General features: G+C 72.4%; 24 protein-coding genes. 15 read left to right on the top strand and 9 right to left on the bottom strand.

The window, feature by feature from the left end:
* The first annotated feature begins 3 nt into the window (after positions 1-3).
* From BLW43_RS18495 to BLW43_RS18485, 3 genes are all read left to right on the top strand, one after another.
* Entirely contained in the window at positions 4-1026 is a 1023-nt protein-coding gene (locus tag BLW43_RS18495; RefSeq protein ID WP_175478994.1) for an ABC transporter substrate-binding protein, read from the top strand.
* Positions 1027-1228: 202 nt separating this feature from the next.
* Entirely contained in the window at positions 1229-2629 is a 1401-nt protein-coding gene (locus BLW43_RS18490) for an aspartate aminotransferase family protein (RefSeq protein WP_093255724.1), read from the top strand.
* The gene (locus BLW43_RS18485; RefSeq protein WP_093255722.1) at positions 2622-4010 is read left to right on the top strand and encodes a glutamine synthetase family protein; all 1389 of its coding nucleotides are present in this window, start codon (positions 2622-2624) and stop codon (positions 4008-4010) included. Before BLW43_RS18490 ends, BLW43_RS18485 begins: the two co-directional genes overlap by 8 nt.
* Positions 4011-4039: 29 nt before the next feature.
* On the opposite strand, the gene BLW43_RS18480 is transcribed toward BLW43_RS18485, so the two are convergent.
* Complete coding sequence (locus tag BLW43_RS18480; RefSeq protein ID WP_093255721.1) at positions 4040-5920, bottom strand: SLC13 family permease; 1881 nt, start codon at positions 5918-5920, stop codon at positions 4040-4042.
* Positions 5921-6121: 201 nt separating this feature from the next.
* Here BLW43_RS18480 and BLW43_RS18475 point away from each other — a divergent pair, with 201 nt between their 5' ends.
* The 8 genes from BLW43_RS18475 (at position 6122) to BLW43_RS18440 (ending at position 14339) form a co-directional block, all read left to right on the top strand.
* A complete protein-coding gene (locus BLW43_RS18475) occupies positions 6122-6970 on the top strand; it encodes a metalloregulator ArsR/SmtB family transcription factor (protein ID WP_342741627.1) in 849 nt (282 codons plus the stop codon).
* 39 nt (positions 6971-7009) lie between these two features.
* The gene (gene arsB / locus BLW43_RS18470) at positions 7010-8059 is read left to right on the top strand and encodes an ACR3 family arsenite efflux transporter (protein ID WP_093255717.1); all 1050 of its coding nucleotides are present in this window, start codon (positions 7010-7012) and stop codon (positions 8057-8059) included.
* A 10-nt stretch (positions 8060-8069) separates the two neighbouring features.
* Positions 8070-9080: an ArsJ-associated glyceraldehyde-3-phosphate dehydrogenase gene (locus BLW43_RS18465; protein ID WP_093255716.1), complete on the top strand. Its 1011-nt coding sequence runs from the start codon at positions 8070-8072 to the stop codon at positions 9078-9080.
* A complete protein-coding gene (gene arsJ / locus BLW43_RS18460) occupies positions 9077-10363 on the top strand; it encodes an organoarsenical effux MFS transporter ArsJ (RefSeq protein WP_093255714.1) in 1287 nt (428 codons plus the stop codon). The genes BLW43_RS18465 and arsJ overlap by 4 nt, the downstream gene beginning before the upstream one ends.
* 795 nt (positions 10364-11158) lie before the next feature.
* Positions 11159-11476 (top strand): hypothetical protein, encoded by a 318-nt coding sequence (locus BLW43_RS18455; RefSeq protein ID WP_093255712.1) that lies wholly within the window; start codon positions 11159-11161, stop codon positions 11474-11476.
* 99 nt (positions 11477-11575) lie between these two features.
* Positions 11576-12058, top strand: coding sequence for a TRAP transporter small permease (locus BLW43_RS18450; RefSeq protein WP_093255711.1), 483 nt, complete (start codon positions 11576-11578; stop codon positions 12056-12058).
* Positions 12055-13335 carry a TRAP transporter large permease subunit gene (locus BLW43_RS18445; RefSeq protein ID WP_093255709.1) on the top strand — a complete coding sequence of 427 codons (1281 nt, stop codon included), beginning with the start codon at positions 12055-12057 and terminating at the stop codon, positions 13333-13335. Before BLW43_RS18450 ends, BLW43_RS18445 begins: the two co-directional genes overlap by 4 nt.
* A gap of 20 nt (positions 13336-13355) precedes the next feature.
* On the top strand, positions 13356-14339 hold the full coding sequence (locus BLW43_RS18440; protein WP_093255707.1) for a DctP family TRAP transporter solute-binding subunit: 984 nt from the start codon (positions 13356-13358) through the stop codon (positions 14337-14339).
* A 3-nt stretch (positions 14340-14342) separates the two neighbouring features.
* Here the strand turns inward: BLW43_RS18440 and BLW43_RS18435 are convergent, their stop codons facing one another.
* The 5 genes from BLW43_RS18435 to BLW43_RS18415 are packed head-to-tail and all read right to left on the bottom strand — an operon-like array spanning position 14343 to position 17875.
* Positions 14343-15359: a LacI family DNA-binding transcriptional regulator gene (locus BLW43_RS18435; RefSeq protein WP_245731125.1), complete on the bottom strand. Its 1017-nt coding sequence runs from the start codon at positions 15357-15359 to the stop codon at positions 14343-14345.
* Positions 15360-15364: 5 nt separating this feature from the next.
* A complete protein-coding gene (locus BLW43_RS18430) occupies positions 15365-15703 on the bottom strand; it encodes a hypothetical protein (RefSeq protein ID WP_093255705.1) in 339 nt (112 codons plus the stop codon).
* Positions 15700-16599 carry an NAD(P)-dependent oxidoreductase gene (locus tag BLW43_RS18425; RefSeq protein ID WP_093255704.1) on the bottom strand — a complete coding sequence of 300 codons (900 nt, stop codon included), beginning with the start codon at positions 16597-16599 and terminating at the stop codon, positions 15700-15702. Before BLW43_RS18425 ends, BLW43_RS18430 begins: the two co-directional genes overlap by 4 nt.
* Positions 16578-17096 carry a gluconokinase gene (locus BLW43_RS18420; RefSeq protein WP_217632231.1) on the bottom strand — a complete coding sequence of 173 codons (519 nt, stop codon included), beginning with the start codon at positions 17094-17096 and terminating at the stop codon, positions 16578-16580. The genes BLW43_RS18425 and BLW43_RS18420 overlap by 22 nt, the downstream gene beginning before the upstream one ends.
* Positions 17097-17101: 5 nt before the next feature.
* Positions 17102-17875, bottom strand: a complete 774-nt coding sequence (locus BLW43_RS18415; protein WP_093255738.1) for an SDR family oxidoreductase — start codon at positions 17873-17875, stop codon at positions 17102-17104.
* 356 nt (positions 17876-18231) lie between these two features.
* Here BLW43_RS18415 and BLW43_RS23720 point away from each other — a divergent pair, with 356 nt between their 5' ends.
* The 4 genes from BLW43_RS23720 (at position 18232) to BLW43_RS18395 (ending at position 21773) form a co-directional block, all read left to right on the top strand.
* Positions 18232-18465: a hypothetical protein gene (locus BLW43_RS23720; RefSeq protein WP_175478993.1), complete on the top strand. Its 234-nt coding sequence runs from the start codon at positions 18232-18234 to the stop codon at positions 18463-18465.
* Between the two features lie 10 nt (positions 18466-18475).
* Positions 18476-19507: an L-idonate 5-dehydrogenase gene (locus tag BLW43_RS18405; protein WP_093255703.1), complete on the top strand. Its 1032-nt coding sequence runs from the start codon at positions 18476-18478 to the stop codon at positions 19505-19507.
* 452 nt (positions 19508-19959) lie between these two features.
* Entirely contained in the window at positions 19960-20979 is a 1020-nt protein-coding gene (dusA, locus tag BLW43_RS18400; protein WP_093255702.1) for a tRNA dihydrouridine(20/20a) synthase DusA, read from the top strand.
* Positions 20976-21773: a TSUP family transporter gene (locus BLW43_RS18395; RefSeq protein ID WP_093255701.1), complete on the top strand. Its 798-nt coding sequence runs from the start codon at positions 20976-20978 to the stop codon at positions 21771-21773. The genes dusA and BLW43_RS18395 overlap by 4 nt, the downstream gene beginning before the upstream one ends.
* 5 nt (positions 21774-21778) lie before the next feature.
* Here the strand turns inward: BLW43_RS18395 and BLW43_RS18390 are convergent, their stop codons facing one another.
* From BLW43_RS18390 to BLW43_RS18375, 3 genes are all read right to left on the bottom strand, one after another.
* Positions 21779-22054 carry a hypothetical protein gene (locus BLW43_RS18390; protein WP_093255699.1) on the bottom strand — a complete coding sequence of 92 codons (276 nt, stop codon included), beginning with the start codon at positions 22052-22054 and terminating at the stop codon, positions 21779-21781.
* A gap of 60 nt (positions 22055-22114) precedes the next feature.
* Positions 22115-23095, bottom strand: coding sequence for an alpha/beta hydrolase (locus BLW43_RS18385; RefSeq protein WP_093255697.1), 981 nt, complete (start codon positions 23093-23095; stop codon positions 22115-22117).
* Positions 23096-23297: 202 nt separating this feature from the next.
* Positions 23298-24062, bottom strand: a complete 765-nt coding sequence (locus tag BLW43_RS18375) for a GNAT family N-acetyltransferase (RefSeq protein WP_093255694.1) — start codon at positions 24060-24062, stop codon at positions 23298-23300.
* Positions 24063-24087: the final 25 nt, after the last annotated feature.

Below are 24087 nucleotides of genomic sequence, written 5' to 3'. Positions count from 1 at the left end.
CGCATGTCGAGACTGATGATGGGGGCCGCCGCCCTCGCCCTTATGGCCGGGGGCGCTTCGGCGCAGGAGCTGCAACTCTACAACTGGGGCAACTACACCAGCCCCGAACTGCTGGCGAAGTTCGAGGCGGAGACCGGCATCAAGGTCACCGTCACCGACTACGACAGCAACGACACGGCGCTGACCAAGATCGAGGCCGGCGCCCACGGCTTCGACATGGTCGTGCCGTCGGCCAATTACGTGCCGATCTTCGTGGCGAAGGGCCTTCTGATGGAGGTTGACTATTCCGCGATGGAGAACTTCTCGAACCTCGATCCGCGCTGGGTGGACGTGCCGTGGGACCAGGGCCGCCGCTACACGATCCCCTGGCAGTGGGGCACGACGGGCGTGGCGGTGAACACCTCGGTCTACGACGGCGACCCCAACACCTCCGACATCTGGCTCAACCCGCCGGAGGCGCTGAAGGGCAAGATCAACGTCGTGCCGGAGATGAACGACGTCATGGCGCTGGCCATCCTCTACGAAGGCGGCCAGCCCTGCACCACCGACCGCGAGCTGCTGCGCCGCGTCCGCGACCGGCTGATGGAGGCCAAGCAGAGCTGGATGTCGATGGACTACGGCATGACCGAGCGCCTCGGCGCGGCGGACGTCGCGGCGTCGGTCAACTGGAACGGCTCCACCTTCCGCGCCCGGCTGCTGAACCCCGACGTCGTCTACGGCTACCCGAAGGAAGGCTATCCGCTGTGGATGGACAGCGTCGGCATCCTGTCGGACGCGCGAAACGTCGAGGAGGCCAAGACCTTCATCAACTTCATCATGGCGCCCGAGAACGCCGCGATGATCTCCAACTTCGCCCGCTACGCCAACGGCGTGACGGGCTCGGAGGCGTTCATGGACGACGTGATGAAGGAGGCGCCCGAGATCTTCCCGTCGCCGGAGCTGGCCGCCGCCGGGGTGTTCCTGCCGACCTGCCCCTCGGAGGCGGTGCAGTTCTACACGGCGATCTGGACCGAACTGCAGAAGTGACGCCCGCGCCGCGCCCCTCGCCTCCGGCGCGGCGCCGCTTCGCGGCGGCGTGCGGGCTGAGCCCTTGCGCCAGGGCCGAAGCGCGGAACCGCCGCGACAGGTCCGGGCGCGCCGTCCGGCCCTGTCCGCCACGGGTCTTGCGTTCTCGTCGCGCGCGGACCTACCAAGTTGCGCAGACGCAGTTGAGCGGTGCGAAACCCCGATGTCGGCCATCCCCGCAGAACAGCAGCCGCTCGCCGTCGCAGGCGTCGAAACCGCGCGCCTAGAAGCGTTCAGGACGCGGGAGGCCGAGCGTTTCGTCGCGGCGCGGCCCCGGTGCCGCACGGCGCTCGCGGCAGGGGCCGCGCCATGGCTCGACGGCGTGCCGATGCACTGGATGCGGGACTGGCCGTCGCCCTTCCCCCTCGTGGTCGCGAGGGCCAAGGGCGCGACGCTCACGGATCTCGACGGCAACAGGCTGGACGATTTCTGCCTCGGCGACACCGGCTCGATGTTCGGGCATTCCCCGGCGCCGGTCGCGCGCGCGATGCGGCGCCAGGCGACGCGCGGGCTGACCTGCATGCTGCCTTCCGAGGCGGCGCTGCGCGTCGGGGCGCTGCTGCGCGACCGTTTCGGCCCGTTTCTCTGGCAGGTGACGTTGAGCGCCAGCGACGCCAACCGCCACGCCCTGCGCGCGGCGCGCGCCGTCACGGGCCGGCGCAAGACGCTGGTCTTCAACGGCTGCTACCATGGCGCGCTCGAGGAGGCGATGGTGGAGCTGCGCGACGGGCGCACGGCGGCGCGGCGGGGCCTCGTCGGCCAGGGATTCGACCTGACCGAGGGCGCGGTCTGCGTGGAGTTCAACGACCTCGCGCCGGTCGAGGCCGCGCTCTCGACCGGCGACGTGGCGGCGATCCTGACCGAGCCGGTGATGACCAACTGCTGCATGGTCCTGCCCGAGCCCGGCTTTCTCGAAGGGCTGCGCCGACTGGCCGACGCGCATGGCGCGCTGCTGATCATCGACGAGACGCACACGCAGTCCTCCGGCCCGGGGGGCTACGCAAGGCCGCACGGGCTGGAGGCGGACATGCTGGTGATCGGCAAATGCGTCGCCGGCGGCGTTCCGACCGCGCTCTGGGGCATGACGGAGGCGGTCGCAGCCCGGTTCCGGGCCTATGACGCCGCGCGCCCGCCGGGCCATTCCGGCATGGGCACGACGCTCGCCGGCAACCCGGTGCAGTTCGCCTGCCTGGAGGCGACGCTCGCCGAAGTCGCCACAGAGGAGGCCTTCGCGCTAATGGAGGCGGGCGCGGCGCGGCTCGCGGAGGGGCTCTCGCGGGCGATCGTGGCGGCGGTGCTGCCGTGGCATGTCGTCCGCGTGGGCGCCCGCGTCGAGTTCATCTGCGCGCCCGGCCCCCTGCGCAACGGAAGCGAGGCCGCGGCGGCGCACCGGCCGGCGGTCGAAGCCGCCGTTCACCTGGGGCTGCTCAACCGCGGCTGCCTGATCGCGCCGTTCCACAACATGATGCTGGTGAGCCCGGCGACCGGGCGGGCGCGGGTCGACCGCCTGATCCGCGCCTTCGGCGACGTGCTCGACGACCTGACGTCGCCCCGTCATGGCTGAGACCTCCCCGACAGGGGCCGCGCCGGAGGAGGCCGAGGCGTTCCTCGCCGCGCATCCCGGGATCGAGGCGGTCGACATCCTGCTGCATGACAGCAACGGCGTCGGCCGCGGCAAGATCATCCGGCGCCACGAGCTGCTTGCGCTCTACCGGCAGGGGCGGCACCTGCCGATCTCGATCCTCGGCCTCGACATCGTGGGCGAGGACGTCCACGAGACCGGGCTGATCTGGGACGCAGGCGACGCCGACATGCGCGCCTGGCCGGTTCCGGGAACGCTGGCGGCCCTGCACGGAACCGTTCCCGCGCGCGCCGAGCTGTTCCTGTCGCAACACCATCTCGACGGCGCGCCGATGCTGTCGGACCCGCGCCACGCGCTTTCGGCGCAGGTCGCGGCGATGGCCGAGCTGGGCCTGCATCCGACCGCGGCCTTCGAACTGGAGTTCTTCCTGCTGGAGCCCGAGCGCGACGGCGGCGGCCGGCTCCAGCCCGCGCGGGACGTGCTGGACGGCCGGCGCTCCGGCCGCACCGAGGTCTATTCCGTCGATCACCTGATCGGGATGCAGCCGCTGTTCGCCGACGTCTACGCCGCCGCCGGCCTCGCCGGTATCACGGTCGAGACGCTGATCTCCGAGTATGCGCCGGGCCAGTACGAGCTGACGCTGCGCCATCGCGACGACGTGGTGCGGGCCGCCGACGACCTCGTGCGGCTGAAGCGGATCGTGCGGGCGCAGGCGAGGGCCCATGGCGTGCTCGCCTGTTTCATGGCCAAGCCGTTCGCGGACCAGGCCGGCTCGGGCATGCACCTTCATCTGGGCCTGCGCGACGGCGAGGGCCGCAACGCGCTCGCCGAAGCCCCCGGCGCGGGCTGGACCGACGCGCTGCGCCATGCGATCGGCGGCGTGCTGGCGACCATGGCGGAGTCGATGCTGGTGTTCGCGCCCCACGCCAACAGCTGGCGGCGCTTCGCGCGCGGCAGTTACGCGCCCGTGTCGCCGAGCTGGGGCGCCAACAACCGCTCGGTGGCCGTGCGCGTGCCGGCGGGGGAAGTGGACGCCCGGCGCATCGAGCACCGGCTGTCGGGCGTCGACGCCAACCCCTACCTTGTCGCGGCCGCCGTCCTCGCGGGGATGCGCAAGGGGCTCGTGGAGCGCCTGGACCCTGGCCCGGAGACGACCGGAGACGCCTACCGCGACGGCCGCGGCGCGGACATGCCGCGCGACTGGGCCGCCGCGATCGACGCGGCGACGAATTCGACGTTTCTCGGGCAGGCGCTCGGCGAGGAGATGCGCCGCACCTTGGTCGCGGTGAAGGCCGCCGAACACGCCCGCGTCGCGCGCGCCGTGCCGGACGTGGACTACGAGCTGTACCTGCACCGGGTCTGACCCCTCGCCGCCTGCGAACGGCCGCGGCTTCAGAGCGGCCAGACGATCAGCAGCAGCGGCGCGCTGACCGCGACGACGAGCGCCTCCAGCGGCAGGCCGAGACGCCAGTAATCGCCGAACCGGAAGCCGCCGGGGCCGAGGATCAGCGTGTTGTTCTGGTGGCCGATCGGGGTGAGGAAGGCGCAGGAGGCGCCGACTGCGACGGCCATCAGGAACGCGTCGAGATCGGCGCCCAGGCTGTTGGCCACGCCGATGGCGATGGGGCACATAACGGCCGCGGTGGCGGCGTTGTTCATCACGTCCGACAGGAACATGGTGATGACCATCACAACCACCAGCGCGGCGACGGCGTCGCCCTGCGCCAGCGCCCCCACCACGCCGGTCGCGAGAAGATCGGCCGCGCCGGTGGCCTGCATGGCGCCTGCGACCGGGAGCAGCGCGGCGAGCAGCACGATCACCGGCCAGTCGATCGCGTCGTACACCTGCCTCGGCGGCACGGTGCGCATCAGCATGGAGGCGAGAACGCCGAGGACGAAGGCCGGCGCGGCGGGCAGCAGACCGAGCGCGACGAGGCCGACGGCGCCGAGCATGATCGCGCCGGCAACCATCGCCTTGCGCCGGTCCGGAATGCGCAGGTCGCGCTCGCCCAGCGGCACGCAGCCCGTCTCGGAGATGAAGTCCGCCAGCACCTCCTGCGGCCCCTGCATCAGCAGAAGATCCCCCGAGCGGATGCGGAGCGACCGAAGCCGCGCACGCGGCGGCCGCCCGGCGCGCGAGACGGCGAGGAGATTGAGGCCGTAGCGCGTGCGCAGGTGCAGATCGCGCGCCGATCGTCCGACGATGGTGGAGCCCGGCAGCACCGCGAGTTCGCGCAGCACGAGTTCCTCGTCGCGCGCTCTGTCCTCTGCGGCGCCATTGTCGCCCCCGGCGGGCGCCCCCCGCCCGGCCGCCTCGTCGCCGTCGGCCGCCCGCTCCGCCTCGGGCCTGCCGTCGGCAGGCTTCTCCGCCGCCGCGCCCGACCCCTCCTCGGCCTCGAGCCTGATGTCGAACACCGAGAGCGCCTCGGCGAGGCCGTCGACATCCGCCTCCAGCGCCACGACGTCGCCGGCGCGCAGCGACCTGCCGCCATGGGGGGCGTTCATCCGCACCTCGTTGCGGACCAGGGCGACGACCTGCGCATCGCTGCCCTCGATCGCCTGCTCGAAGGCGCGCAGCGTCAGCCCGACGGCCCTGCTCTTCTCCGGAACGCGCACCTCGGTGAGATATGCGCCCGTGTCGAAACTCTGGCCGGCGGCGGACTTGCGCGCGGGCACGAGCCGCCAGCCGATCAGCGAGACGAACAGCACGCCGGCCAGCGCGACCGCCGCGCCCACCGGCGAGAAGTCGAACATCGCGAAGTGGCCGCCGCCCGCCTCCGCCCGGAAGCCGGAGACGATGAGGTTCGGCGGCGTGCCGACGAGCGTGGTCATGCCGCCGAGGATCGTCCCGAAGGAAAGGGGCATCAGAAGCCGCCCCGCCGGCAGCCCGTGCCGGCCGGCCACCTGCACCGCGACCGGCATCAGCAGCGCCATGGCCCCGACATTGTTCATGAAGCCGGAGAGCACGGCGCCGAGCCCCATCAGGGCGGCCATGCTCGTGAGCCGACCGGCCTCGCGCGGCAGCACGGCGCGCGCCAGCCAGTCGACGGCGCCGGTGCTCTGCAGCCCCCGGCTCAGCACCAGCACGCAGGCGACCGTGATCACCGCCGGGTGGCCGAAGCCGGCGAACGCGTCGGCGGCGGGAACGAGCCCCGCCACGACGCAGGCCATGAGCGACGCCAGCGCCACGGCGTCATGGCGAAACCGCCCCCAGAGAAACAGCGCCATGGTGGCGATCAGGATCGCCGATATCGTGATCTGGGTAGCGTCCATGGAGGCTTCGTCCGCGCTGAGGTCGGGTCCACTCGAACAGATACGCGCGATCCCATCAACGCGCCGCACGCCCTTCGCGGATTTTGCAGGGGCGCCGCCCTACGCCCGCGGTAGCAGCGGTCGGCCCCGCGCGACGTCGGCGGGCGGGTGCGGCGCGTCGATTTCACTTCCACGAATCATGAATCGTTGTATCGTATGGACATGATGCAAGACCCCTCCGACCTCTTCGCCGCGCTTGGCCAGACGCACCGGCTGGCGATCTTCCGCCTGCTGGCGCGTCGCGCCCCGGAGGGCGTGCCCGCCGGAGAGATCGCGACGGCGGTGGGTCTGCGGCCCAACAACGCCTCGGCGCATCTCGCGCATCTGGCGCGCGCCGGGCTGATCCGCGGCGAGCGCGACGGCAAACTGATCCGCTACCGCCTCGACCTCGCGGCGACGGGGGGCCTGATCGACTATCTCGCGCTCGACTGCTGCCGCGGTCGGCCTGATCTCTGCGCTGCGGCCGCGCGGCGCCTGCACGCCCCGGGGGAGGACGTCATGAGCGACAAGAGCTACACCGTGCTGTTCATCTGCAGCGGCAACTCCGCCCGCTCCATCTTCGCCGAGGCGATCCTGAGCCGCGAGGGCGCGGGCCGCTTCGTCGCCCATTCCGCCGGGACGCGGCCGCGCTCCGAGCTCAATCCTTTCGCCATCGCCCAGCTGGAGAAGCTCGGCCACGACGTCTCGGGCCTGCGCGCCAAGCACGTCTCGGAGTTCCAGGGGCCGGGCGCGCCGCATTTCGACTTCGCCTTCACGGTCTGCGACAACGCCGCGAACGAGGACTGCGCGCCCTGGGCGGGTCAGACCATCACCGGACACTGGGGCGTGCCCGACCCGGTGGCGGCGACGGGGACGGAGGCCGAGCGCGCCGTCGCCTTCGCCGAGGCCTACCGGATGCTGAAGCACCGCATCGGCGCCTTCGTGAACCTGTCCTTCGACAAGCTGGACCGGATCGCCCTCCAGAAGGCGGTCGACGACATCGGCGGGGCCCAGGCGGTCCCGGTCGCCTGAAGCCAGCGCCGCCCGACATCCCCGACAAAAAGGCCGAGCATGACCGACGCCGTCGCCGCCGCCCCGGGCGGGCTGGGACCCTTCGAGCGCTGGCTTTCGCTCTGGGTCGCGCTCGCCATCGCCGCCGGCCTCATCCTCGGCGCGCTGGCGCCGGGGCTCTTCGCGGCGCTGGCGGCGTTCGAGGTCGCGTCGGTCAACCTCGCCGTGGCCGTGCTGATCTGGGCCATGGTCTATCCGATGATGGTCGCGGTGGATTTCGCGGCCATCGCCGAGGTGGGGCGCAAGCCCAAGGGCGTCGTGGTGACGCTGGTCGTCAACTGGCTGGTCAAGCCCTTCACCATGGCCGCGCTGGGGGTGTTGTTCTTCGAGCATGTCTTCGCAGGCTTCATCCCGCCGGAGGACGCGCAGGCCTATCTGGCCGGGGTGATCCTGCTCGGCGCCGCGCCCTGCACGGCGATGGTGTTCGTCTGGTCGCAGCTGACGCGTGGAGACCCCGCCTACACGCTGGTGCAGGTGTCGGTGAACGACGTGATCATGGTGTTCGCCTTCGCGCCGATCGTCGCGCTACTGCTGGGTCTCACCGACATCGTCGTGCCCTGGGAGACGCTGCTGCTGTCGGTGCTGCTCTACATCGTGATCCCGCTGATCGCGGGGGCGCTGACGCGGGGGCGGCTGATGCGCTCGGGCGGGCCGATGGCGGTGGAGGCCTTCGGCGCGCGGCTCAAGCCCGTGACGGTGGCGGCGCTGCTCGGGACCGTGGTGCTGCTCTTCGGCTTCCAGGGCGGCGTGATCCTCGAGCGGCCGGCGGTGATCGCGATGATCGCGACGCCGCTGGTGCTGCAGTCCTACCTGATCTTCGCGCTCGCCTACGCCGCGGCGTGGCTCTGGCGGCTGCCCTTCAGCATCGCCGCGCCCTGCGCGCTGATCGGCACGTCGAACTTCTTCGAACTGGCGGTGGCGGTGGCGATCAGCCTGTTCGGCCTCGGCTCAGGCGCGGCGCTGGCCACCGTGGTCGGCGTGCTGGTCGAGGTGCCGGTGATGCTGTCGCTCGTCGCCTTCGCCAACCGCACGAAACACTGGTTCCCCTGACGGAGGCCCCATGGCCCGCATCGCCCTCAACGGCCTCGGCCGCATCGGCAAGCTCGTGCTCCGCGCCTTTGAGGCGGAGGGGCTCGGCCATGAGCTGGTGCTGATCAACGACGTGGTGGGCGACGCCGCCGCCCACGCGCATTTCCTGGAGTTCGACAGCATCCACGGCCGCTGGGGCGCCCGGCTCGAAGCCGATGGCGACAGGCTCGCGATCAACGACCGCCGCGTGCGCGTCGCCTGCGAGAAGCGCATCGAGGATCTGCCGCTCACTGATCTCGGCGTCGATCTGGTGGTGGACTGCACCGGCGTCTTCAAGACCGCCGAGAAGATCGCGCCCTACTTCGCCGCCGGCGTGAAGCGGGTCGCCGTGTCGGCGCCGGTGAAGGACGGCGGCGCGCTGAACCTTGTCTGGGGCGTGAACCAGCACCTGTTCGACCCGGCGGCGCACCGCATCGTCACGGCCGCCTCCTGCACCACCAACTGCCTCGCGCCGGTGGTGAAGGTCGTCCACGAGGCGCTCGGCATCCGCCACGGCTCGATCACGACCATCCACTGCGTCACCAACACCCAGACCATCCTCGACCGGCCGATGAAGGACGCGCGCCGCGCCCGCTCGGCGCTGACCTCGATGATCCCCACCACCACCGGTTCGGCGACCGCGATCACGCTGATCTATCCCGAGCTGAAGGGCCGGCTGAACGGCCACGCCGTGCGCGTGCCGCTGGTGACGGCCTCGATCACCGACTGCGTGTTCGAGGTGGAGCGCGCCACGACGGTCGAGGAGGTCAACGCGCTGTTCGCCGCCGCCGCCGACGGCCCGCTGAAGGGCGTGCTCGGCTTCGAGACCCGGCCGCTGGTGGGCGCGGACTATCTCAACGACACCCGCTCCGGCGTCGTGGACGCCGGCAGCACGATGGTCGTCAACGACACGCAGGTGAAGGTCTACGCCTGGTACGACAACGAGATGGGCTACGCCTTCCGGCTGGCCGACGTCGTGCGCATGATGGCGGCGGCGACATGAACGCGCCGCTGACGGCGCCGCCGCGCCCGCTGGCGGCCTATGCTGCGGTGACGGCGGCCTATTGGGCCTTCATGCTGACCGACGGCGCGTTGCGGATGCTGGTGCTGCTGCATTTCAACAGCCTGGGCTTCTCGCCGATCACGCTGGCCTGGCTGTTCCTGCTCTACGAGGTCGCGGGCATCGTCACCAACCTCTGCGCAGGCTGGATCGCGGCGCGCTTCGGGCTGACGACGACGCTCTATGCCGGCCTGTCGCTGCAGATCGTGGCGCTGATCGCGCTGTCGCAGCTCGATCCGTCATGGACGGTCGCGGTCTCCGTGGCCTTCGTCATGGTGGCGCAGGGCGTCTCCGGCGTCGCGAAGGATCTCGCCAAGATGGGCGCCAAGAGTGCGGTGAAGCTGCTGGCGCCGGCCGAGGGCGGGGGCCTGTTCCGCTGGGTGGCGGCGCTGACCGGCTCCAAGAACGCCGTGAAGGGCCTGGGCTTCCTGCTCGGCGCGGCGCTGCTCGGCGCGGCGGGCTTCGACGGCGCGGCGCTCGGGATGGCGGCGGTGCTGGCGGCGATCCTCGGGGCGGTGGCGCTGTTCATGCCGGCGGGCCTGCCGCGGGGCCGCCCGAAGGACGAGATCGGGCGCCTGCGCTCGGGCGATCCGCGCATCGACCGACTGTCGGCGGCGCGGCTGTTCCTGTTCGGCGCGCGCGACGTGTGGTTCGTGGTGGGCGTCCCGATCTACTTCTACGGCGTGCTGTCGGACGGCACGGCGGAGGGGCGACGCGAGGCGTTCTTTCTCGTCGGGACGTTCATGGCGCTCTGGATCATCGGCTACGGCGCGGTGCAGGCGGCGGCGCCGGCGCTGCTGCGCGCGAGGGAGCGCCCGGTGGCGGAGATCGCGCGGCTCGCCGCGTCCTTGGCCTTCGTTCTGGCGCTGATCCCGGCCGGCCTCGCCGCGGCGGCCTGGGCAGCGACGCAGGGCTGGACCGCGCCGCTGGGCGAGCCCGCGCCATGGCTGACGGCGACGCTGGTGGGCGGGCTGCTCATGTTCGGCGTGGTGTTCGCGCTGAACTCCGCGCTGCACTCCTACCTGATCCTGGCCTTCACGAGATCCGACCGTGTGACGATGGATGTCGGCTTCTACTACGGCGCCAACGCCGCCGGGCGGCTGCTCGGCACGCTGCTCTCGGGCCTGAGCTTCCAGTGGGGCGGCCTGCCGCTCTGCCTCGCGACCGCCGCCGCCATGGCCCTTGCGAGCTGGGTCTGCGCGCGGGGGCTGCGCGACGCTTCCTGACCACGACGCCGGCCAGATCGAGGGCGACGAGATCGGGGGCCGCCGCGCCCGTCCGGCGGCTCGAACCGGAGGGCCCCAGGGCGCGGCGCGGCGGACAGCGACTTGAGCGTTCTGCCCCAGGCATTTCGCTGGTCCGGGGCGCCGGCGATGGTCGGGCGCGCGCCAGGACGCGCCCAAGCGTCCACCGGCCTTCGAAGGGGCCTCGTCCAGCCGGCGCGACCGCGGATCGTCAGGCGAAGGGAATGCCGTCGGCGGAAGTGACGCCGCGGACGATGACGCGGTCGGCGTCCTCGCCGATCGCCAGCAGAACCGCCGCGGCGGTCCAGCCGATCGAGAGCGCCGCCGGGGTCGATGGCGCCGAGCCCGTCTAGACGTCGAGGATGGCGTCGGTCTCGCGCCCCTCATTCGCCGTTTCAGCGTCAAGAACGAACATGGCCGAGCCGGCGCCGCCAGGCCGCCGGTCCGCGGTGCGCGCACGTCGATCCACCGTTGACAGAGTGAACCCCCGATCCATATGGTATCGATAACACAGAGCCGGCGTCGAGGAGGGAGAACGCCTCCAGCGACCGGCCGGAGCTGGGAGGAAGGGCGCAGATGCCGGAGGCGAGACAGCCGGTCGCGCGCATGCGCGGCGTCACCGCGCCGAATGGCGTCGATCCTGACCTCTACGCAGGCGGGGCCCCGACGATCTCCGGTGACGACCGCGCCGGTGGGGAACGGTCTGGTCGCGCTGGCGGCGGGCTGGTCCATCCGCTCCGGCGCCCAGCGCGGCCAATCCAAGACGCCGGCGCAGCGATGGCGATGACCGGCGTGGAGGCGCTTCCCGGCGCCAGGCAGGGCGACATCGTCTCGCCCGACCGGGGCGGCGTCGGGCGGGATATCGATGCAATCCGGCGCAGGGAACTCGGCGCCACCCTGATGCGCATGGGCGACGACGCGGGGGCGGCGACCGCCGAGGCCATCGGGCCGCGCCGAGGGGGCCGCGCCGACGAACCGCCCTTCGTGTTCCTCCGCCGCATCCTCGTCGCGCATGGCGGCAGGTCGGAAGAGGAGACCGACGCGCCTGGGCGGGAGGCGTTCCGCTTCTCCCCCGTGGGCGCCCATGAGCGCTGACATCCTCGGGGCGGCGCGGCGCGCTCCCCTCCCCGCCCCCCGGAAGTCGCGCGTCGAAACCCGCCGTGGCGCGACGGCGGCAGCATGGAGGGTGCGCCGATGATCCGGGGCCTTCGCTGGTTGTGGCGAACCGTCGACGTGGTGATGGCGGCGCTTCTCGCCTTCATGATCGTTATCGTGTTCGCGAATGTCGTGCTGCGCTACGGCTTCGCCACCGGCCTGCGCCAGTCGGTAGAGCTGTCGCGACTGGGCCTCGTCTGGCTCGTGATGCTGGGCGCGGCGGTCGTTCTGCGCCGGGGCGAGCACCTCGCCGTCTCCGAGTTCGCCGAGGCGCTGCTGCCGCGCGCCATGCCGCTGCTGCGGCGGCTGGCCCATGCGGTGATCCTCGTCTCGGTGCTGATGCTGTTCTGGGGCGCATTCCGGCAGATGAACGCCAACTGGTCCAACATCTCGCCGCTGACGGGCCTGCCGTCGGCGCTGATGTATCTCGCGGGCGTGGTCTCGTCGGTCCTGATGGCCTTCGTCGCCGCGGTGCGCATCGTCGATCCCGCGGCCCTGACCGAGAGCGACGACGACGCATGACTCTCGTCCTGTTTCTCGCGGTCCTCGTCGGTTCGATCCTGCTCGGCCTGCCGGTCGCCTTCGCGCTGCTGCTCTCCTCGATGGCGCTGATGCTTCAGATGGACCTGTTCAGCGCCGACATCCTCGCGCAGTCGCTGCTGAACGGCGTGGACAGCTTCCCTCTGCTGGCGATCCCCTTCTTTCTCGTCGCGGGCGAGGTGATGTCGTGCGGCGGGCTCTCGCAGCGGATCGTCAGGCTGGCGATGACGCTGGTCGGCCACCGCCGCGGCGGCCTCGGCTACGTCGCCGTGTTCACGGCGGTGCTGCTGGCGGGCCTGTCGGGTTCGGCGGTGGCGGACGCTGCGGCGCTGGTCTCGATCCTCTATCCGATGATGCGCAAGGCGGGCTATCCGGAGGGTCGGTCGCTGGGCCTGCTGGCCTCGGGCGGCATCATCGCGCCGGTGATCCCGCCATCGCTGCCGCTGATCCTGATCGGCGTGGCAGGCAACATCTCGATCAAGAACCTGTTTCTCGGCGGCATCGCGCCGGGCCTGATGATGGGCGCGACGCTGATGGCCGTCTGGTGGTGGCTGATGCGCGGCGAGGCGGTCGCCGTCCTGCCGCGCGCCTCGGCCCGAGAGCGGCTGCTGGCCCTGCGCGACGGATTCTGGGCGCTGCTGCTGCCGGTGATCATCGTCGGCGGCATCCGCTTCGGCGTGTTCACCCCGACCGAGGCCGCGGTGGTCGCCGCAGTCTACGCCATCGCCGTCTCGACGCTGGTCTATCGCGAGATGACCTGGGCGATGTTCGTGCGCGTGCTGATCAACGCAGGCCGCTCCACGGCGATGGTGATGTTCCTCGTCGGCTGCGCCATGGTGGCGGCGTGGCTGATCACGGTGGCGCAGCTGCCGCAGCAGCTCGCCCAGCTTCTCGGGCCGCTGATCGAGAGCCCGCGGCTGCTGATGCTGGTCATCATGCTGATCGTGCTGGCGGTCGGCATGGTGATGGATCTGGCGCCCACCGTCCTGATCCTGACGCCGCTGCTGATGCCGGTGGTGAAGCTGGCGGGCATCGACCCCGTCTATTTCGGGCTGATGATGGTGATCAACACCTCCATCGGCCTGATCACGCCCCCCGTAGGCAACGTGCTGAACGTGGTGTGCGGGGTGGGCCGCGTGCCCGTCTCGCAGGCGGTGCGCGGCACGGCGCCGTTCCTGTTGGCCTATTCCGTCCTGCTCGGGGCGTTCATCGCGTTCCCCGCGCTCATCATCGTCCCGATGCGCTGGTTCATCGGGTGAAAACAACCGGAGGAAGTTCCATGAAATCCATGCTTCGCGGTCTCGGCCTCGCGGCCGTCCTCGCCCTCGGCGGGGCGCATCTCGCCAGCGCGCAGACGGCGCTGAAGTTCGCCCATCCGGTGCCGGAGTCCGATCCGCAGCATGCGATGGCGCTGTTCTTCAAGGACGAGCTCGAGAAACGCTCGGACGGCGCGCTGACGGTGCAGATCTTTCCGCAGGGCCAGCTCGGCAACGACGCGCAGATGATCGACGGCGTGCGCTCGGGGATCATCGACCTCACCATGGTCGGCCTCAACAACATGACTGGGCTGATGCCGAAGGCCTCGGCGTTCGAGCTGCCCTTCATGTTCGCCGACCGCGCCACGGCCTATCGCGTGCTCGACGGCGCGGTGGGCCAGTCGATCGCCGCGGAGTTCGAGCAGCACGGCATGAAGAGCCTCGGCTTTCCCGAGAACGGCTTCCGCCAGATGACCAACAACCGCGGCCCGATCCGCGAGCCGGGCGACGTCGCGGGCCTTCAGATGCGGGTGAACAACAGCCGCGCGCTCGGCGACATGTTCTCCGCCCTCGGCGCCGCCCCGCAGCAGCTGCCGGTGGCCGAACTCTACACCGCGCTGGAGACTGGCGTGGTGGACAGCCAGGATCACCCCGTCGCCATCGTCCTGTCGTTCAAGTTCCACGAGGTTCAGGACTATCTGAGTCTGACCAACCACGCCTATTCGCCGCTGTCGCTGGCGATGAACCTGAACCGCTTCGACGGCCTGTCGCCGGAGCTGCGGCAGGTGGTGGTCGACGTGGCGGCCGACGCCGTCGCCATGCAGCGCGCGCTCGCCGCGTCGAAGGAGGCGGAGATGGTCGCGGCGCTCGAGGCCGCAGGGATGCAGGTCAACCGCGACGTGGACAGCGCGGCGTTCCAGGAGGCGACCCGGTCGGTCTGGACCGGGTTCACCGAGGCCAACGGCTCCGAGATCGTCGACGCGATCCTCGAAGCCTCGAAGCCCTGAGGCTCAGGAGGTCGAGCCGCCGACGCGCAGCAGGGGCGCGATCTCGATGCGGATCGGGCCCCTGTCCTCGGCGGGGTCGGCCAGCAGCCGAACGGCCAGCGCCCCGGCCTCGCGGCCGATCTCGGCAGGGTGGGGGTCGATGGTGGTGATGGTGGGGACGCTGACGGCGGCGATCTCGTAGGCGCCGAAGCCCGCGATCATGACGTCCTGCGGCACGCGCACGCCCCGGCGCTGGCACTCGGTGAGCGCGCCGAACGCGGCGAGGTCCGACACGCCGATCACCGCGTCGGGACGCAGGCCTTCGTCGAGGGCGGCCGCCATCGCCGCGGCGCCGGTCGCCATCGAGGCCGGCGGCGCGCCGATCGGCAGCAGGCGCGAGGCGTCCAGCCCATGGCGGCGCATCGCGGTCTGGAAGCCTCGGCGGCGGTCGGCGCCGCGGGTGTCGTCGCTGATGTCGCCGCCGATGAAGGCGATGGCGCGTGCGCCGCGGGCGACGAGATGATCGACCATGGTCTCCATGCAGGCGGCGTTGGAGAAGCCGACGACATGGCGCACCGGCCGCTCCGGCAGATCCCAGGTCTCGATCACGGGCGTCCCGGCCGCCTGCAGCAGCCGCCGCGTGCGCGGCGTGTGCGCGCCGCCCGTCACCACCACGGCCTCGGGCCGGCGCCGCAGAAGCTGCTCGACCAGCGCCTCCTCCTCGGCCGGGTCGTAGAGGTCATAGCCGAGCAGCACCTGCAGCCCGGCGCGGCCCAGCTCCCGCGACAGCGCGTTCACGGTGTCGGCGAAGTTGGCGTTGTTGATCGAGGGCACCGTCACCGCCACGAAGCCGGTGCGCTGGGAGCGCAGGCCCGAGGCGGCGGCGTCGAACACGTAGCCCATCTCCTCGGCGATGCGCAGGATGCGCGCGCGCGTCTCCTTGCCCACAGCGGCGTCGGCGCGGAAGGCGCGCGAGACCGTCATGGGCGAGAGCCCCGCCGCCCGCGCCACGTCAGCCATCCGCACCGGCCGTCGCGACACCGGCCTCAGCCTCCGGCGGAAAAGGCGTGGGCGTCGGTCAGATGGTGATGGATGCGGCCCGCGAAGAAGCGCGCGGTCACGCGCTCGGTGGCGGCCCGGCTCGCCAGCCGCTCCGGGCTCGCCAAGGCGGCGTCGAGCGCAGCCTGGTCGGGGTAGTCCACCGCGAGGATGAGCGGGATTGCCGGCGCGCCCTCGTCGCGCCCGTCGGCGAAGGCGACGCGCACGGCGACGGCGCCGGGGAATGCCCGCCACGCAGGGACAAGCTCCGCCAGCACGGCGGCGCGGAAGGCGGTCTCGGCGCCCTCGGCGACGGCACCCTCGAACAGGGCGTAGCGGGTGATCATGCCGGGCGCTCCCCGAACAGCGACCGGTCGGGACCGCCGAGGAACTCCATCAGCGCCGCCTGATCCTCGCCGCCCAGACCCGCGGCGGTGAGCATCCGGTGCACCTCGGCGCAGACGGCGGTCAGCGGCATGGCGGTGTGCGTGCGTCGGGCGAGACCCTGCGCGGCGTTGAGATCCTTCACCATGTTGTCGATGCGGCCCGTGCGGCGATAGTCCTTCGCGACGAAGCGCGGCATGTATTCCTGCAGGATCGCGCTGTCCGCCCGCCCGCCCTTCAGCGCCTGCGGGATGCGCGCGGCGTCCACGCCCGCGTCGAGCGCCAGCCGCGTCGCCTCGGCCACGGCGAGGAAGCCGAGGCCGCAGAGCACCTGGTTGATCAGCTTGGTGGTCTGCCCGGCCCCCGCCGGCCCCATGCGCGTCATGTTGGCCGCGACGTTCGAGAGGCGGCGCTGCGCCTCGGCCACGTCGGCCTCCGCCCCGCCCATCATCAGCGTGAGCTGGCCGAGCGCGGCCTTCGGCGCGCCGCCCGACAGCGGGCTGTCGACCCAGCGCAGCCCCCGGTCCGCGGCGCGCGCGGCGAGCGCCTTCGTCGCTTCGGGGTCGATCGAGGACATGTCCACGATCAGCGTTCCCGGCCGCGCGCCCTCGGCAGCGCCGCCGGGACCGAACACCGCGGCCTCGACGATTCGCGCCGAATTGAGGCTGGTCAGCACCCACTCGGCCCCAGCGGCCCCTTCCCCTGCCGAACCCGCGGCCGCCGAACCCGCGTCGGACAGCGCGGCCACGCGGGCGGGGTCGAGGTCGAATACCGTCAGCGACGTTCCCGTGGCGAGCAGCCGGGCGCCGATCGCGCCCCCCATCGCCCCGGCCCCGATCAGCAAGCAGCGTCCGTCCATCCGCACCCCTCCCGCAATCCCTTTAGCGCGGCGGCAGTAACCGCGGCCGGGGCCGCGTCGATCTCCACGACCACACCGGTCTCGTCCGCCGCCAGCGGCTCCAGCGCCGCGAACTGGCTGTCCAGCAGCGACAGCGGCATGAAATGCCCCTTCCGCGCCGCCATGCGCCCGGCGATCAGCTCGCGCGAGCCGCTCAGATGCACGAACGCCACCGCGCCGCCCGCGGCCGCGCGGATGGCGTCGCGGTAGCGACGCGTCAGCGCCGAGCAGCCGATCAGCGCCGGCCCATCGGCGTCGCGCAGGGCCTCGCCGACCCGCGCAAGCCACGGCGCGCGGTCCGCGTCGGTCAGCGGCTCGCCCCGCGCCATCTTCGCGATGCTCTCGGCCGGGTGCAGGTCGTCGCCGTCGCGCCACAGGGCGCCAAGCCGCGACGCCAGCGCAGCGCCTACCAGCGACTTGCCGCAGCCCGCCACGCCCATGACCACCGCGCGGCGCATCGCGCTCAGAGCGAGGCCGTCACGCCGCCATCCACGAACAGCGTGTGCCCGTTGACGAAGGTCGATGCGTCGGAGGCGAGGAACACGCAGGCGCCCACCAGTTCCTCCACCCTGCCCCACCTGCCCGCCGGCGTGCGCTTCTCCAGCCAGGCGCTGAAGGCGGGGTCAGCGACGAGGGCGGCGTTCAGGGGCGTGTCGAAATAGCCCGGCGCGATGGCGTTCACGTTCAGACCGTGCCTCGCCCAGTCCGTCGCCATGCCCTTGGTGAGATTGGCGACGGCGCCCTTGCTCGCGGTGTAGGGCGCGATGCCGGGGCGCGCGAGCGCGGTCTGCACGCTCGCGATGTTGACGATGCGCCCGGCGCCGCGCGCGATCATGTGGCGCGCGCAGGCCTGCCCGACGTTGAACACGGTCGAGACGTTGGTGCGCATCAGCCGCTCGAACGCCTCGGCCGGAAACTCCTCCAGCGGCGCGCGGTGCTGCATCCCGGCGTTGTTCACGAGGATGTCGATGGCTCCGACGGCGGCCTCGAACCCGTCCACCGCCGCCCGCGCGGCGGCATGGTCGGTCGCGTCGAAAGGCAGCGCCGCCGCATCGTGACCCTCCGCCGCCAGCGCGGCGGTCGCCGCGTCCAGCTTCGCGGCGTCGCGCCCGTTCAGCGCCACCGCCGCGCCCGCCTCGGCCAAACCGCGGGCGAGCGCGAAGCCGATCCCCTGCGACGACCCCGTGACGAGCGCGCGCCGCCCGGTAAGATCGAAAAGCCCGGCGCCCCTGCGCATCGCCGCCATCTCCCCGCGCTCTCGACAAACATCCGCGCCCCAAGGTATGGTATCGATAACAAACACAAGTCAAGGGATTGCGATGATCCACCCGGCGCCGTTGCAGGTCGCCCCGCTCCCGGCCTGGGACGAGGCGGCGCTGGCAGAGAACCACACCGGCCGCCGGCTGTTCGACGCCGACCATCGCGACGCCTTTCTCGCGCGCGTCGGCCCGGAGACCCGCCGGGTCGTCCGCCGCGGCGACCTCGGCGCCTCGTGGAGCCTGATCGAGGCTTGCCGGCGACCGGAGATCGTGTCGATCCAAGGCGTCGGCTTCGACGCCGTGGACATCGCGGCGCGCCGAGCGCCGCGCGCGGATGGCGAACGCGCCGGACCACCTGACGGAGGCCGCGGCCGATCTCGCCGTGGCGCTGGCGCTGCGTCGCGGCGCGCTTGCCGGCGACAGGTGGATGCTGGCCGCGCCGTACCGCCTGCCCCAGCCGCATCACGTATCGGGAACCATCGAGACGCGCCGCGACATGGTGCGGCCGATGCGCGAAAACCTGGCGGCCCATCTCACAGGCCGCCCCATCCCCGCCACAATGGTCTGAGGTCGCCGCCATGAAAGCCATCGTCATCCACGGCCCGAAGGATCTGAGGATCGAGGAGCGGCCCGAGGAGGCCCCCGGCGCCGGCGAGGTGCTGGTGCGCATCGTTTCGGGCGGCGTCTGCGGCTCGGACCTGCATTACTACAACCACGGCGGCTTCGGCGCGGTGCGGCTGCGCGAGCCGATGATCCTCGGACATGAGGTGGCCGGGCGCATCGCCGCGCTCGGGCCGGGCGTCAGGGGGCTCTCGGAAGGGCAGCTGGTCGCCGTCTCGCCGTCGCGGCCCTGCGGCGCGTGCCGCTACTGCCTCGAGGGACTGCCGAACCACTGCCTCGACATGCGCTTCTACGGCTCTGCGATGCCGTTCCCGCACATCCAGGGAGCGTTCCGCGACCGCCTGATCGCCGATGCGGCGCAATGCGCGCCCGCCGACGGACTGACGCCGGGCGAGGCGGCGATGGCGGAGCCGCTCGCCGTCTGCCTCCACGCCGTGCGCCAGGCGGGCGGGCTGGTCGGCAGGCGCGTGCTGGTGACGGGGTGCGGCCCGATCGGCCTTCTGGCGATCCTCGCCGCGCGCCGCGCCGGCGCGCAGGAGATCGTCGCGACGGACCTCACCGCCTTCACGCTGGGCATGGCGCGCGCCGCCGGCGCCGACGTCACGCTCGACATGGCCGCCGATCCGCAGGCGCTGGCCCCGTTCGGCGCCGACAAGGGGACGTTCGACGTCCTGCTGGAATGCTCGGGCGCGGCGCAGGCGCTGGCCGCGGCCATCGGCGCGCTGAGGCCGGCGGCGACCATCGTGCAGCTCGGCCTTGGCGGCGACATGACCGTGCCGATGCAGGCCCTGACCGCCAAGGAGCTGGTCCTGAAGGGCTCCTTCCGCTTCCACGCCGAGTTCGCGACCGCAGTCGACATGATGCGCAAGGGACTGATCGACGCAAAGCCGCTGATCACCGACACGTTGGCGCTGGCGGATGCGGAGCAGGCGTTCATGCTCGCCGGCGACCGCACCCGCGCGATGAAGGTCCAGATCGCCTTCGACTGAACCTGCCCGCCCGCATCCCGAACCTGGATGAACTCTGGCCCCGGATAACGCCCCTGCCCTTGCAATCAACGGCTTGACGTGCGCTTCGGCGCCGAAACCGCAGGCTGCGTCGCGGACGAGCGGACGGCGTCGGGCATGCCAGGCCTGGAACCGGCGGGACGGGACCGATGTCGTCTGCGTAGGCGAGGGCCGTGTTCCACCGCCTCATCCACTCGCCTGTGTCGACGCCGACGCGCCTGGCCCTTCGTCCTCTACCCGTCCTGAAGATCGGCTCCTCGCATTTCCGGCGGACCTGGACCCGCTAGGTCGCACCGGTCGTCGTGACTCCCTTGATGATTGAAGTCATAGTCCGAGCCTGACACGGCGCTCTCCGACGCACACCTGATTCATCCCGATTGAGGCCGATTCGGCCGTCCAGACCAGCAGAGAGCAACCTTGAGAGACCTGGATAAATGACTGCTGAAACAGACACTTATCCTAAAACCTCATCATCTAGATTAAGTGTTGCGCCCATGATGGATTGGACGGATCGGCATTGCCGTCGGCTGCACCGGCTGCTGTCGCGCCGGGCGCTGCTCTATACGGAGATGGTGACGGCGACGGCGGTCGCGCGGGGAGACGCCTCGCGCCTGCTGCGCCATGACGCGATGGAGCATCCGCTGGCGCTGCAGCTCGGCGGCTCGAACCCGGGCGAGCTGGCCGAGGCCGTGCGCATCGCCGCGCCGATGGGTTTCTGCGAGATCAATCTCAACGTCGGCTGCCCGTCGGACAGGGTTCAGTCCGGCGCCTTCGGGGCCTGCCTGATGCGCGAGCCGGCGCTGGTGGCCGACTGCGTCGCCGCCATGATCGAGGCCTCGGGGGGCGTGGAGATCACCGTGAAGTGCCGCATCGGCGTCGACGAGCAGGATCCGCGGACCACCCTGCCCGCCTTCGTGGACGCAGTGGCGGCGGCGGGCGTCCGGCGCTTCACGGTCCACGCCCGGAAGGCGTGGCTCAAGGGGCTCAGTCCGAAGGAAAACCGGGACATTCCCCCGCTCGACCATCCGCTCGTCGCGCAGCTCAAGCGCGCGCGGCCCGACCTGACCATCGTCGCGAACGGGGGCCTCGGCGATCTGGCAGCGGTCGAGGACCGGCTGGCGGACGGGCTCGACGGCGCGATGGTGGGGCGGGCGGCCTATCACGACCCCGTGGCGATCCTCGGCGACGCGGACGCGCGGATCTTCGGCCAGTTCACGGCGCCGGTGTCCCCCGAGGCGGCGGCGCGCGGGATGCTCGACCACATCGAGGCGACCGTGAGCGAAGGGGCGCCGATGACCGTCGTCACGCGCCACATGCTGGGGCTGTTCGCCGGTCGGCCGGGCGCGCGGCGCTGGCGTCGGATGCTGACGGAGGACGCGCGCGCCCCCGGCGCAGGGCCGGAGCTGGTGCTGGCGGCGCTCCGCGCGGTCTCGCCAGAGGCGCGGGCGGCGTGAACAGCTGGCTCGAACTCGCGGCGCTGCTGGGGGCGGCGGCGCTCGCAGGCGGCCTGACCGGCGCGGCGATGGGGGCGCTGCGCGTCGGCGGCGGCGGCTTCGCGCTCGCGCTCCTGTGCCAGATGCTGCCAGCGGCGGGCGCAGCGCCGCCCGCGCCCGCCGGCTTCCAGCTCTGCCTCGGCGCCGCCCTGCTCGCGGTGACGCTGCTCTCGGCGCAAGCCGCGGCGGCGCACTGGCGTTCGGGCGCGCTGGACGTCGAGACGCTGCGGCGCTGGGCGCCCGCCGCGGCGCTCGGCGGCCTCGCCGCCGGGGTCGGGGCGGCGCTGCTGTCGCCCGCCCTCGTCGCGGGCGCGGCCGGCGCGACGCTGCTCGCGGCCGGCGCGCGCCTCCTGCTCGACGACGGCCGCGCCATCGCCGCGCCGGGCCGCGTGCTGCGTTTCGGCCTCGGCGCGGGTCTGGGCGCGGTGTCGGCGATGGGCGCGCTGGGGGGCGGCGCGACCTACTCGGCGCTGCTGGCGCGGCTCGGAGAAGGCGAGACGCGACGGGCCGCGGCGGGCGCGGCGCTCGGCGCCCTCGCCTGCGGCGCCGCGCTCCTGCCGCTGGCGCTGCTCGCCCCGACGGCGGCCGCGCCCTTTTCACTGGGGGCGGTGAACCTGCCTGCGGGCCTCGCCGCCGCCGCCGCCGCCGCAGGCGCGGCGCCGTTCGGCGCCAGGGCCGCCCGGTCCGCGCCCGGCGGCGTGATCCGCGCCGCGGCGGCCTTCCTGCTCTGCGTCAGCGGGCTCGCGCTGCTCTGAGGGCGTCAGCGCCTCGCGAGCAGGAGAAGCAGGAGCCCGACGCCGCCGGCGGAGACTACGGGCGCCTCGAGGATCGTCAGCATCACCGGATCCCAAAGGAACGGCGCGACATGGCGCTCCAGCGCCGGCTGAGCGAGTTGCAGGCTGTCTGGGTGGAGCGTGAACCACGCCTCGCCGATCGCATGCAGCCGGAAGCCGGCCCCGCCGAGCCATGAAGCGACGTCCCACGCCAGCCCCGCCGCGCCTGCGATCAGCAGCGCGGCGCCGATGAAACGGATCATTGGCCCACTCCCCTCGCCTGCGCCTCAGCTACGCGCCCGGACCCCGCGACGCCAGCGCGCTCACGCGATTGCGTTGAGGAAACCGGCTGCGGCCGCGCGGGCGTCGCGCGCGATGGCGAGGTCGAAGGCGTCGAAGGCGTGCACGCCGCCGGGGTGGATGCGCAGATCGACGGGCGCGCCGGCCGCGGCGAGCCGCGCGGCCATGAAGGTGGTGTCGTCGATCAGCGGATCGGCGGTGCCGACCTGCAGGAGCGTCGGGGGAAGCCCGCGAAGCGCCGCGCGCAGCGGCGAGACGGCGGGGCTCGCCGGATCGTCCAGCGCGAGGTTGGCGACGAACCACGCCACCGTCGGCGTCGACAGCACGAGCTTGCGCTCTCCCCATGCGCGCATGGAGGGCGTCATCGACAGATCGAACGCGCCGTAGTTCAGGACGGCGCCGCGGAACGTCCCGCCCGGCCCGCCGACTGCGCCCTCCGAGGTCGCGCCACGGTCGCGCAGGCGAAGCAGCGCCACCATCGCCAGATGCGCGCCGGCGCTCTCGCCGCCGATGGCGAGCCGCTCGGTCCCGAAGGATGCGCCGGCCTCCTGCGCCAGCCAAAGCGCCGCGGCTTCGACGTCGTCGGCGCAGGCCGGCCAGGGATGTTCCGGGGCGAGGCGGTAGGGGGCCGAGACGACCGTCCAGCCGGTCGCCTCCGCGAGCGCGGCGTTCGCCACATCGCAGTATTCGGGCGCGCCCAGCGTCCAGCCGCCGCCATGGACATGGAGGAACACGCCGCGCGGGGCGGCGCCCGCCGCGCCGCGCGGCGTCGTCACCCGCACGCGGCCCTGCGGCGTCGGGGCCGGCCGCCAAGCGGCGCTGTCGAGCGGCCCGCCGGGCGGAAACACGCCCTTGCCGGCGGCGCGCGCCGCGCGGGTGACTTCGGGCGGCGCCTCATGGGTCGCCGGCAGCACGGCGAGCTGCGCCTCCAGCGCGGCGTTGAAGGCGGCGGTCTCGGCCGAGGGCGGTGCGGCGAGCGCCGCGAGGAAGGGATGGCGGATCATGACCGGCAGACTGCGCCAGGCGGCGCGCCCAGTCCAGCGCGGCCCGGTCCGGCGCGGTCGAGGCCGGCGCAGCTCAGGCCGGCGCAGCTCAGGCCGGCGCAGCTCAGGCCGGCGCAGCTCAGGCCGGCGCAGCTCAGGCCGGCGCAGCTCAGGCCGGCGCGATCCAGTCCAGCGCGGCCCCCCGCGATCGGAGCCGGGACGGTCACGCCCCGCGCAGCAGCCTGACGCGGGCCTCCGGCACGCGCGCGATCTCGACCCCGGTGAAGACGTGCAGGGTGTTGAGGTCGTTGTCGATCACCGCGTGGTCGGAGACCCACCCCCCCATCACGAGATAGGTGCGCAGCAGCGGCGGCATGCGCCGCATCGCGAGTTTCATGTCGGGCCGGCGCAGGCCGAGCATCGAGGCGAAGCGGAACACCTTGGGCGCCTTGACGCGCGGCAGCCACCGCGGCGGCGCGAGATGGCGCTCCTTCAGCAGAGCGAAGGCGTCCATGTAGCCCTCGGCGTCCACCCCTTCGAAGCTGGAGCAGCCGAACAGCATCCCGACCTTGCGCTCGTCGACGTAGCGCGTCATCGCGCCCCAGGCCGCGCGCAGCACGTCGGGGTCGCGAAAGGCGGGGTGGATGCAGAAGCGCCCCATCTCGACCATCGGGCCGGGATAGTCCGCCAGCGCGGAGAGGTCGTAGTAGCGCGCCGAGTAGCTGCGGGCGATCTGGGAGCCGTCGTCCAGCCGCATCATCCGGAAGCAGCACACGAGCTGGCCCGAGCGCTTGTCCTCGACCAGCATGTGGTCGCAGGCGGCGTCGAGATCGTCGGCGTCCAGCCCCTGCGCCCGCGGCCCCTCCTTCGCCGGCGCCATGCCGCGGCCCTCGATGAAGGTGAGGTAACGCAGGCGCTGGGCGGCCCGCACGTCCTCCTCGCCCATCGCAAGCCGAACCGCGTAGCGTCCCCGTAAAAAGACCGGCATCACCCCTCCGCACACCGTCTTTGCG

It is taken from the genome of Rubrimonas cliftonensis (assembly GCF_900107585.1).
GTDB lineage: Bacteria > Pseudomonadota > Alphaproteobacteria > Rhodobacterales > Rhodobacteraceae > Rubrimonas > Rubrimonas cliftonensis.
Note: the sequence above shows the minus strand (reverse complement) of the source record. Positions and strands in the feature narration are given on the sequence as shown.

Excerpts from the sequence above, each read along its gene's own strand:
- BLW43_RS18495 (WP_175478994.1), top strand. The coding sequence starts at position 4 with ATGTCGAGACTGATGATGGGGGCCGCCGCCCTCGCCCTTATGGCCGGG.
- BLW43_RS18490 (WP_093255724.1), top strand. The coding sequence starts at position 1,229 with ATGTCGGCCATCCCCGCAGAACAGCAGCCGCTCGCCGTCGCAGGCGTC.
- BLW43_RS18485 (WP_093255722.1), top strand. The coding sequence starts at position 2,622 with ATGGCTGAGACCTCCCCGACAGGGGCCGCGCCGGAGGAGGCCGAGGCG.
- BLW43_RS18480 (WP_093255721.1), bottom strand. The coding sequence starts at position 5,920 with ATGGACGCTACCCAGATCACGATATCGGCGATCCTGATCGCCACCATG.
- BLW43_RS18475 (WP_342741627.1), top strand. The coding sequence starts at position 6,122 with ATGATGCAAGACCCCTCCGACCTCTTCGCCGCGCTTGGCCAGACGCAC.
- arsB (WP_093255717.1), top strand. The coding sequence starts at position 7,010 with ATGACCGACGCCGTCGCCGCCGCCCCGGGCGGGCTGGGACCCTTCGAG.
- BLW43_RS18465 (WP_093255716.1), top strand. The coding sequence starts at position 8,070 with ATGGCCCGCATCGCCCTCAACGGCCTCGGCCGCATCGGCAAGCTCGTG.
- arsJ (WP_093255714.1), top strand. The coding sequence starts at position 9,077 with ATGAACGCGCCGCTGACGGCGCCGCCGCGCCCGCTGGCGGCCTATGCT.
- BLW43_RS18455 (WP_093255712.1), top strand. The coding sequence starts at position 11,159 with ATGGCGATGACCGGCGTGGAGGCGCTTCCCGGCGCCAGGCAGGGCGAC.
- BLW43_RS18450 (WP_093255711.1), top strand. The coding sequence starts at position 11,576 with ATGATCCGGGGCCTTCGCTGGTTGTGGCGAACCGTCGACGTGGTGATG.
- BLW43_RS18445 (WP_093255709.1), top strand. The coding sequence starts at position 12,055 with ATGACTCTCGTCCTGTTTCTCGCGGTCCTCGTCGGTTCGATCCTGCTC.
- BLW43_RS18440 (WP_093255707.1), top strand. The coding sequence starts at position 13,356 with ATGAAATCCATGCTTCGCGGTCTCGGCCTCGCGGCCGTCCTCGCCCTC.
- BLW43_RS18430 (WP_093255705.1), bottom strand. The coding sequence starts at position 15,703 with ATGATCACCCGCTACGCCCTGTTCGAGGGTGCCGTCGCCGAGGGCGCC.
- BLW43_RS18425 (WP_093255704.1), bottom strand. The coding sequence starts at position 16,599 with ATGGACGGACGCTGCTTGCTGATCGGGGCCGGGGCGATGGGGGGCGCG.
- BLW43_RS18420 (WP_217632231.1), bottom strand. The coding sequence starts at position 17,096 with ATGCGCCGCGCGGTGGTCATGGGCGTGGCGGGCTGCGGCAAGTCGCTG.
- BLW43_RS18415 (WP_093255738.1), bottom strand. The coding sequence starts at position 17,875 with ATGCGCAGGGGCGCCGGGCTTTTCGATCTTACCGGGCGGCGCGCGCTC.
- BLW43_RS23720 (WP_175478993.1), top strand. The coding sequence starts at position 18,232 with ATGGCGAACGCGCCGGACCACCTGACGGAGGCCGCGGCCGATCTCGCC.
- BLW43_RS18405 (WP_093255703.1), top strand. The coding sequence starts at position 18,476 with ATGAAAGCCATCGTCATCCACGGCCCGAAGGATCTGAGGATCGAGGAG.
- dusA (WP_093255702.1), top strand. The coding sequence starts at position 19,960 with ATGACTGCTGAAACAGACACTTATCCTAAAACCTCATCATCTAGATTA.
- BLW43_RS18390 (WP_093255699.1), bottom strand. The coding sequence starts at position 22,054 with ATGATCCGTTTCATCGGCGCCGCGCTGCTGATCGCAGGCGCGGCGGGG.
- BLW43_RS18385 (WP_093255697.1), bottom strand. The coding sequence starts at position 23,095 with ATGATCCGCCATCCCTTCCTCGCGGCGCTCGCCGCACCGCCCTCGGCC.
- BLW43_RS18375 (WP_093255694.1), bottom strand. The coding sequence starts at position 24,062 with ATGCCGGTCTTTTTACGGGGACGCTACGCGGTTCGGCTTGCGATGGGC.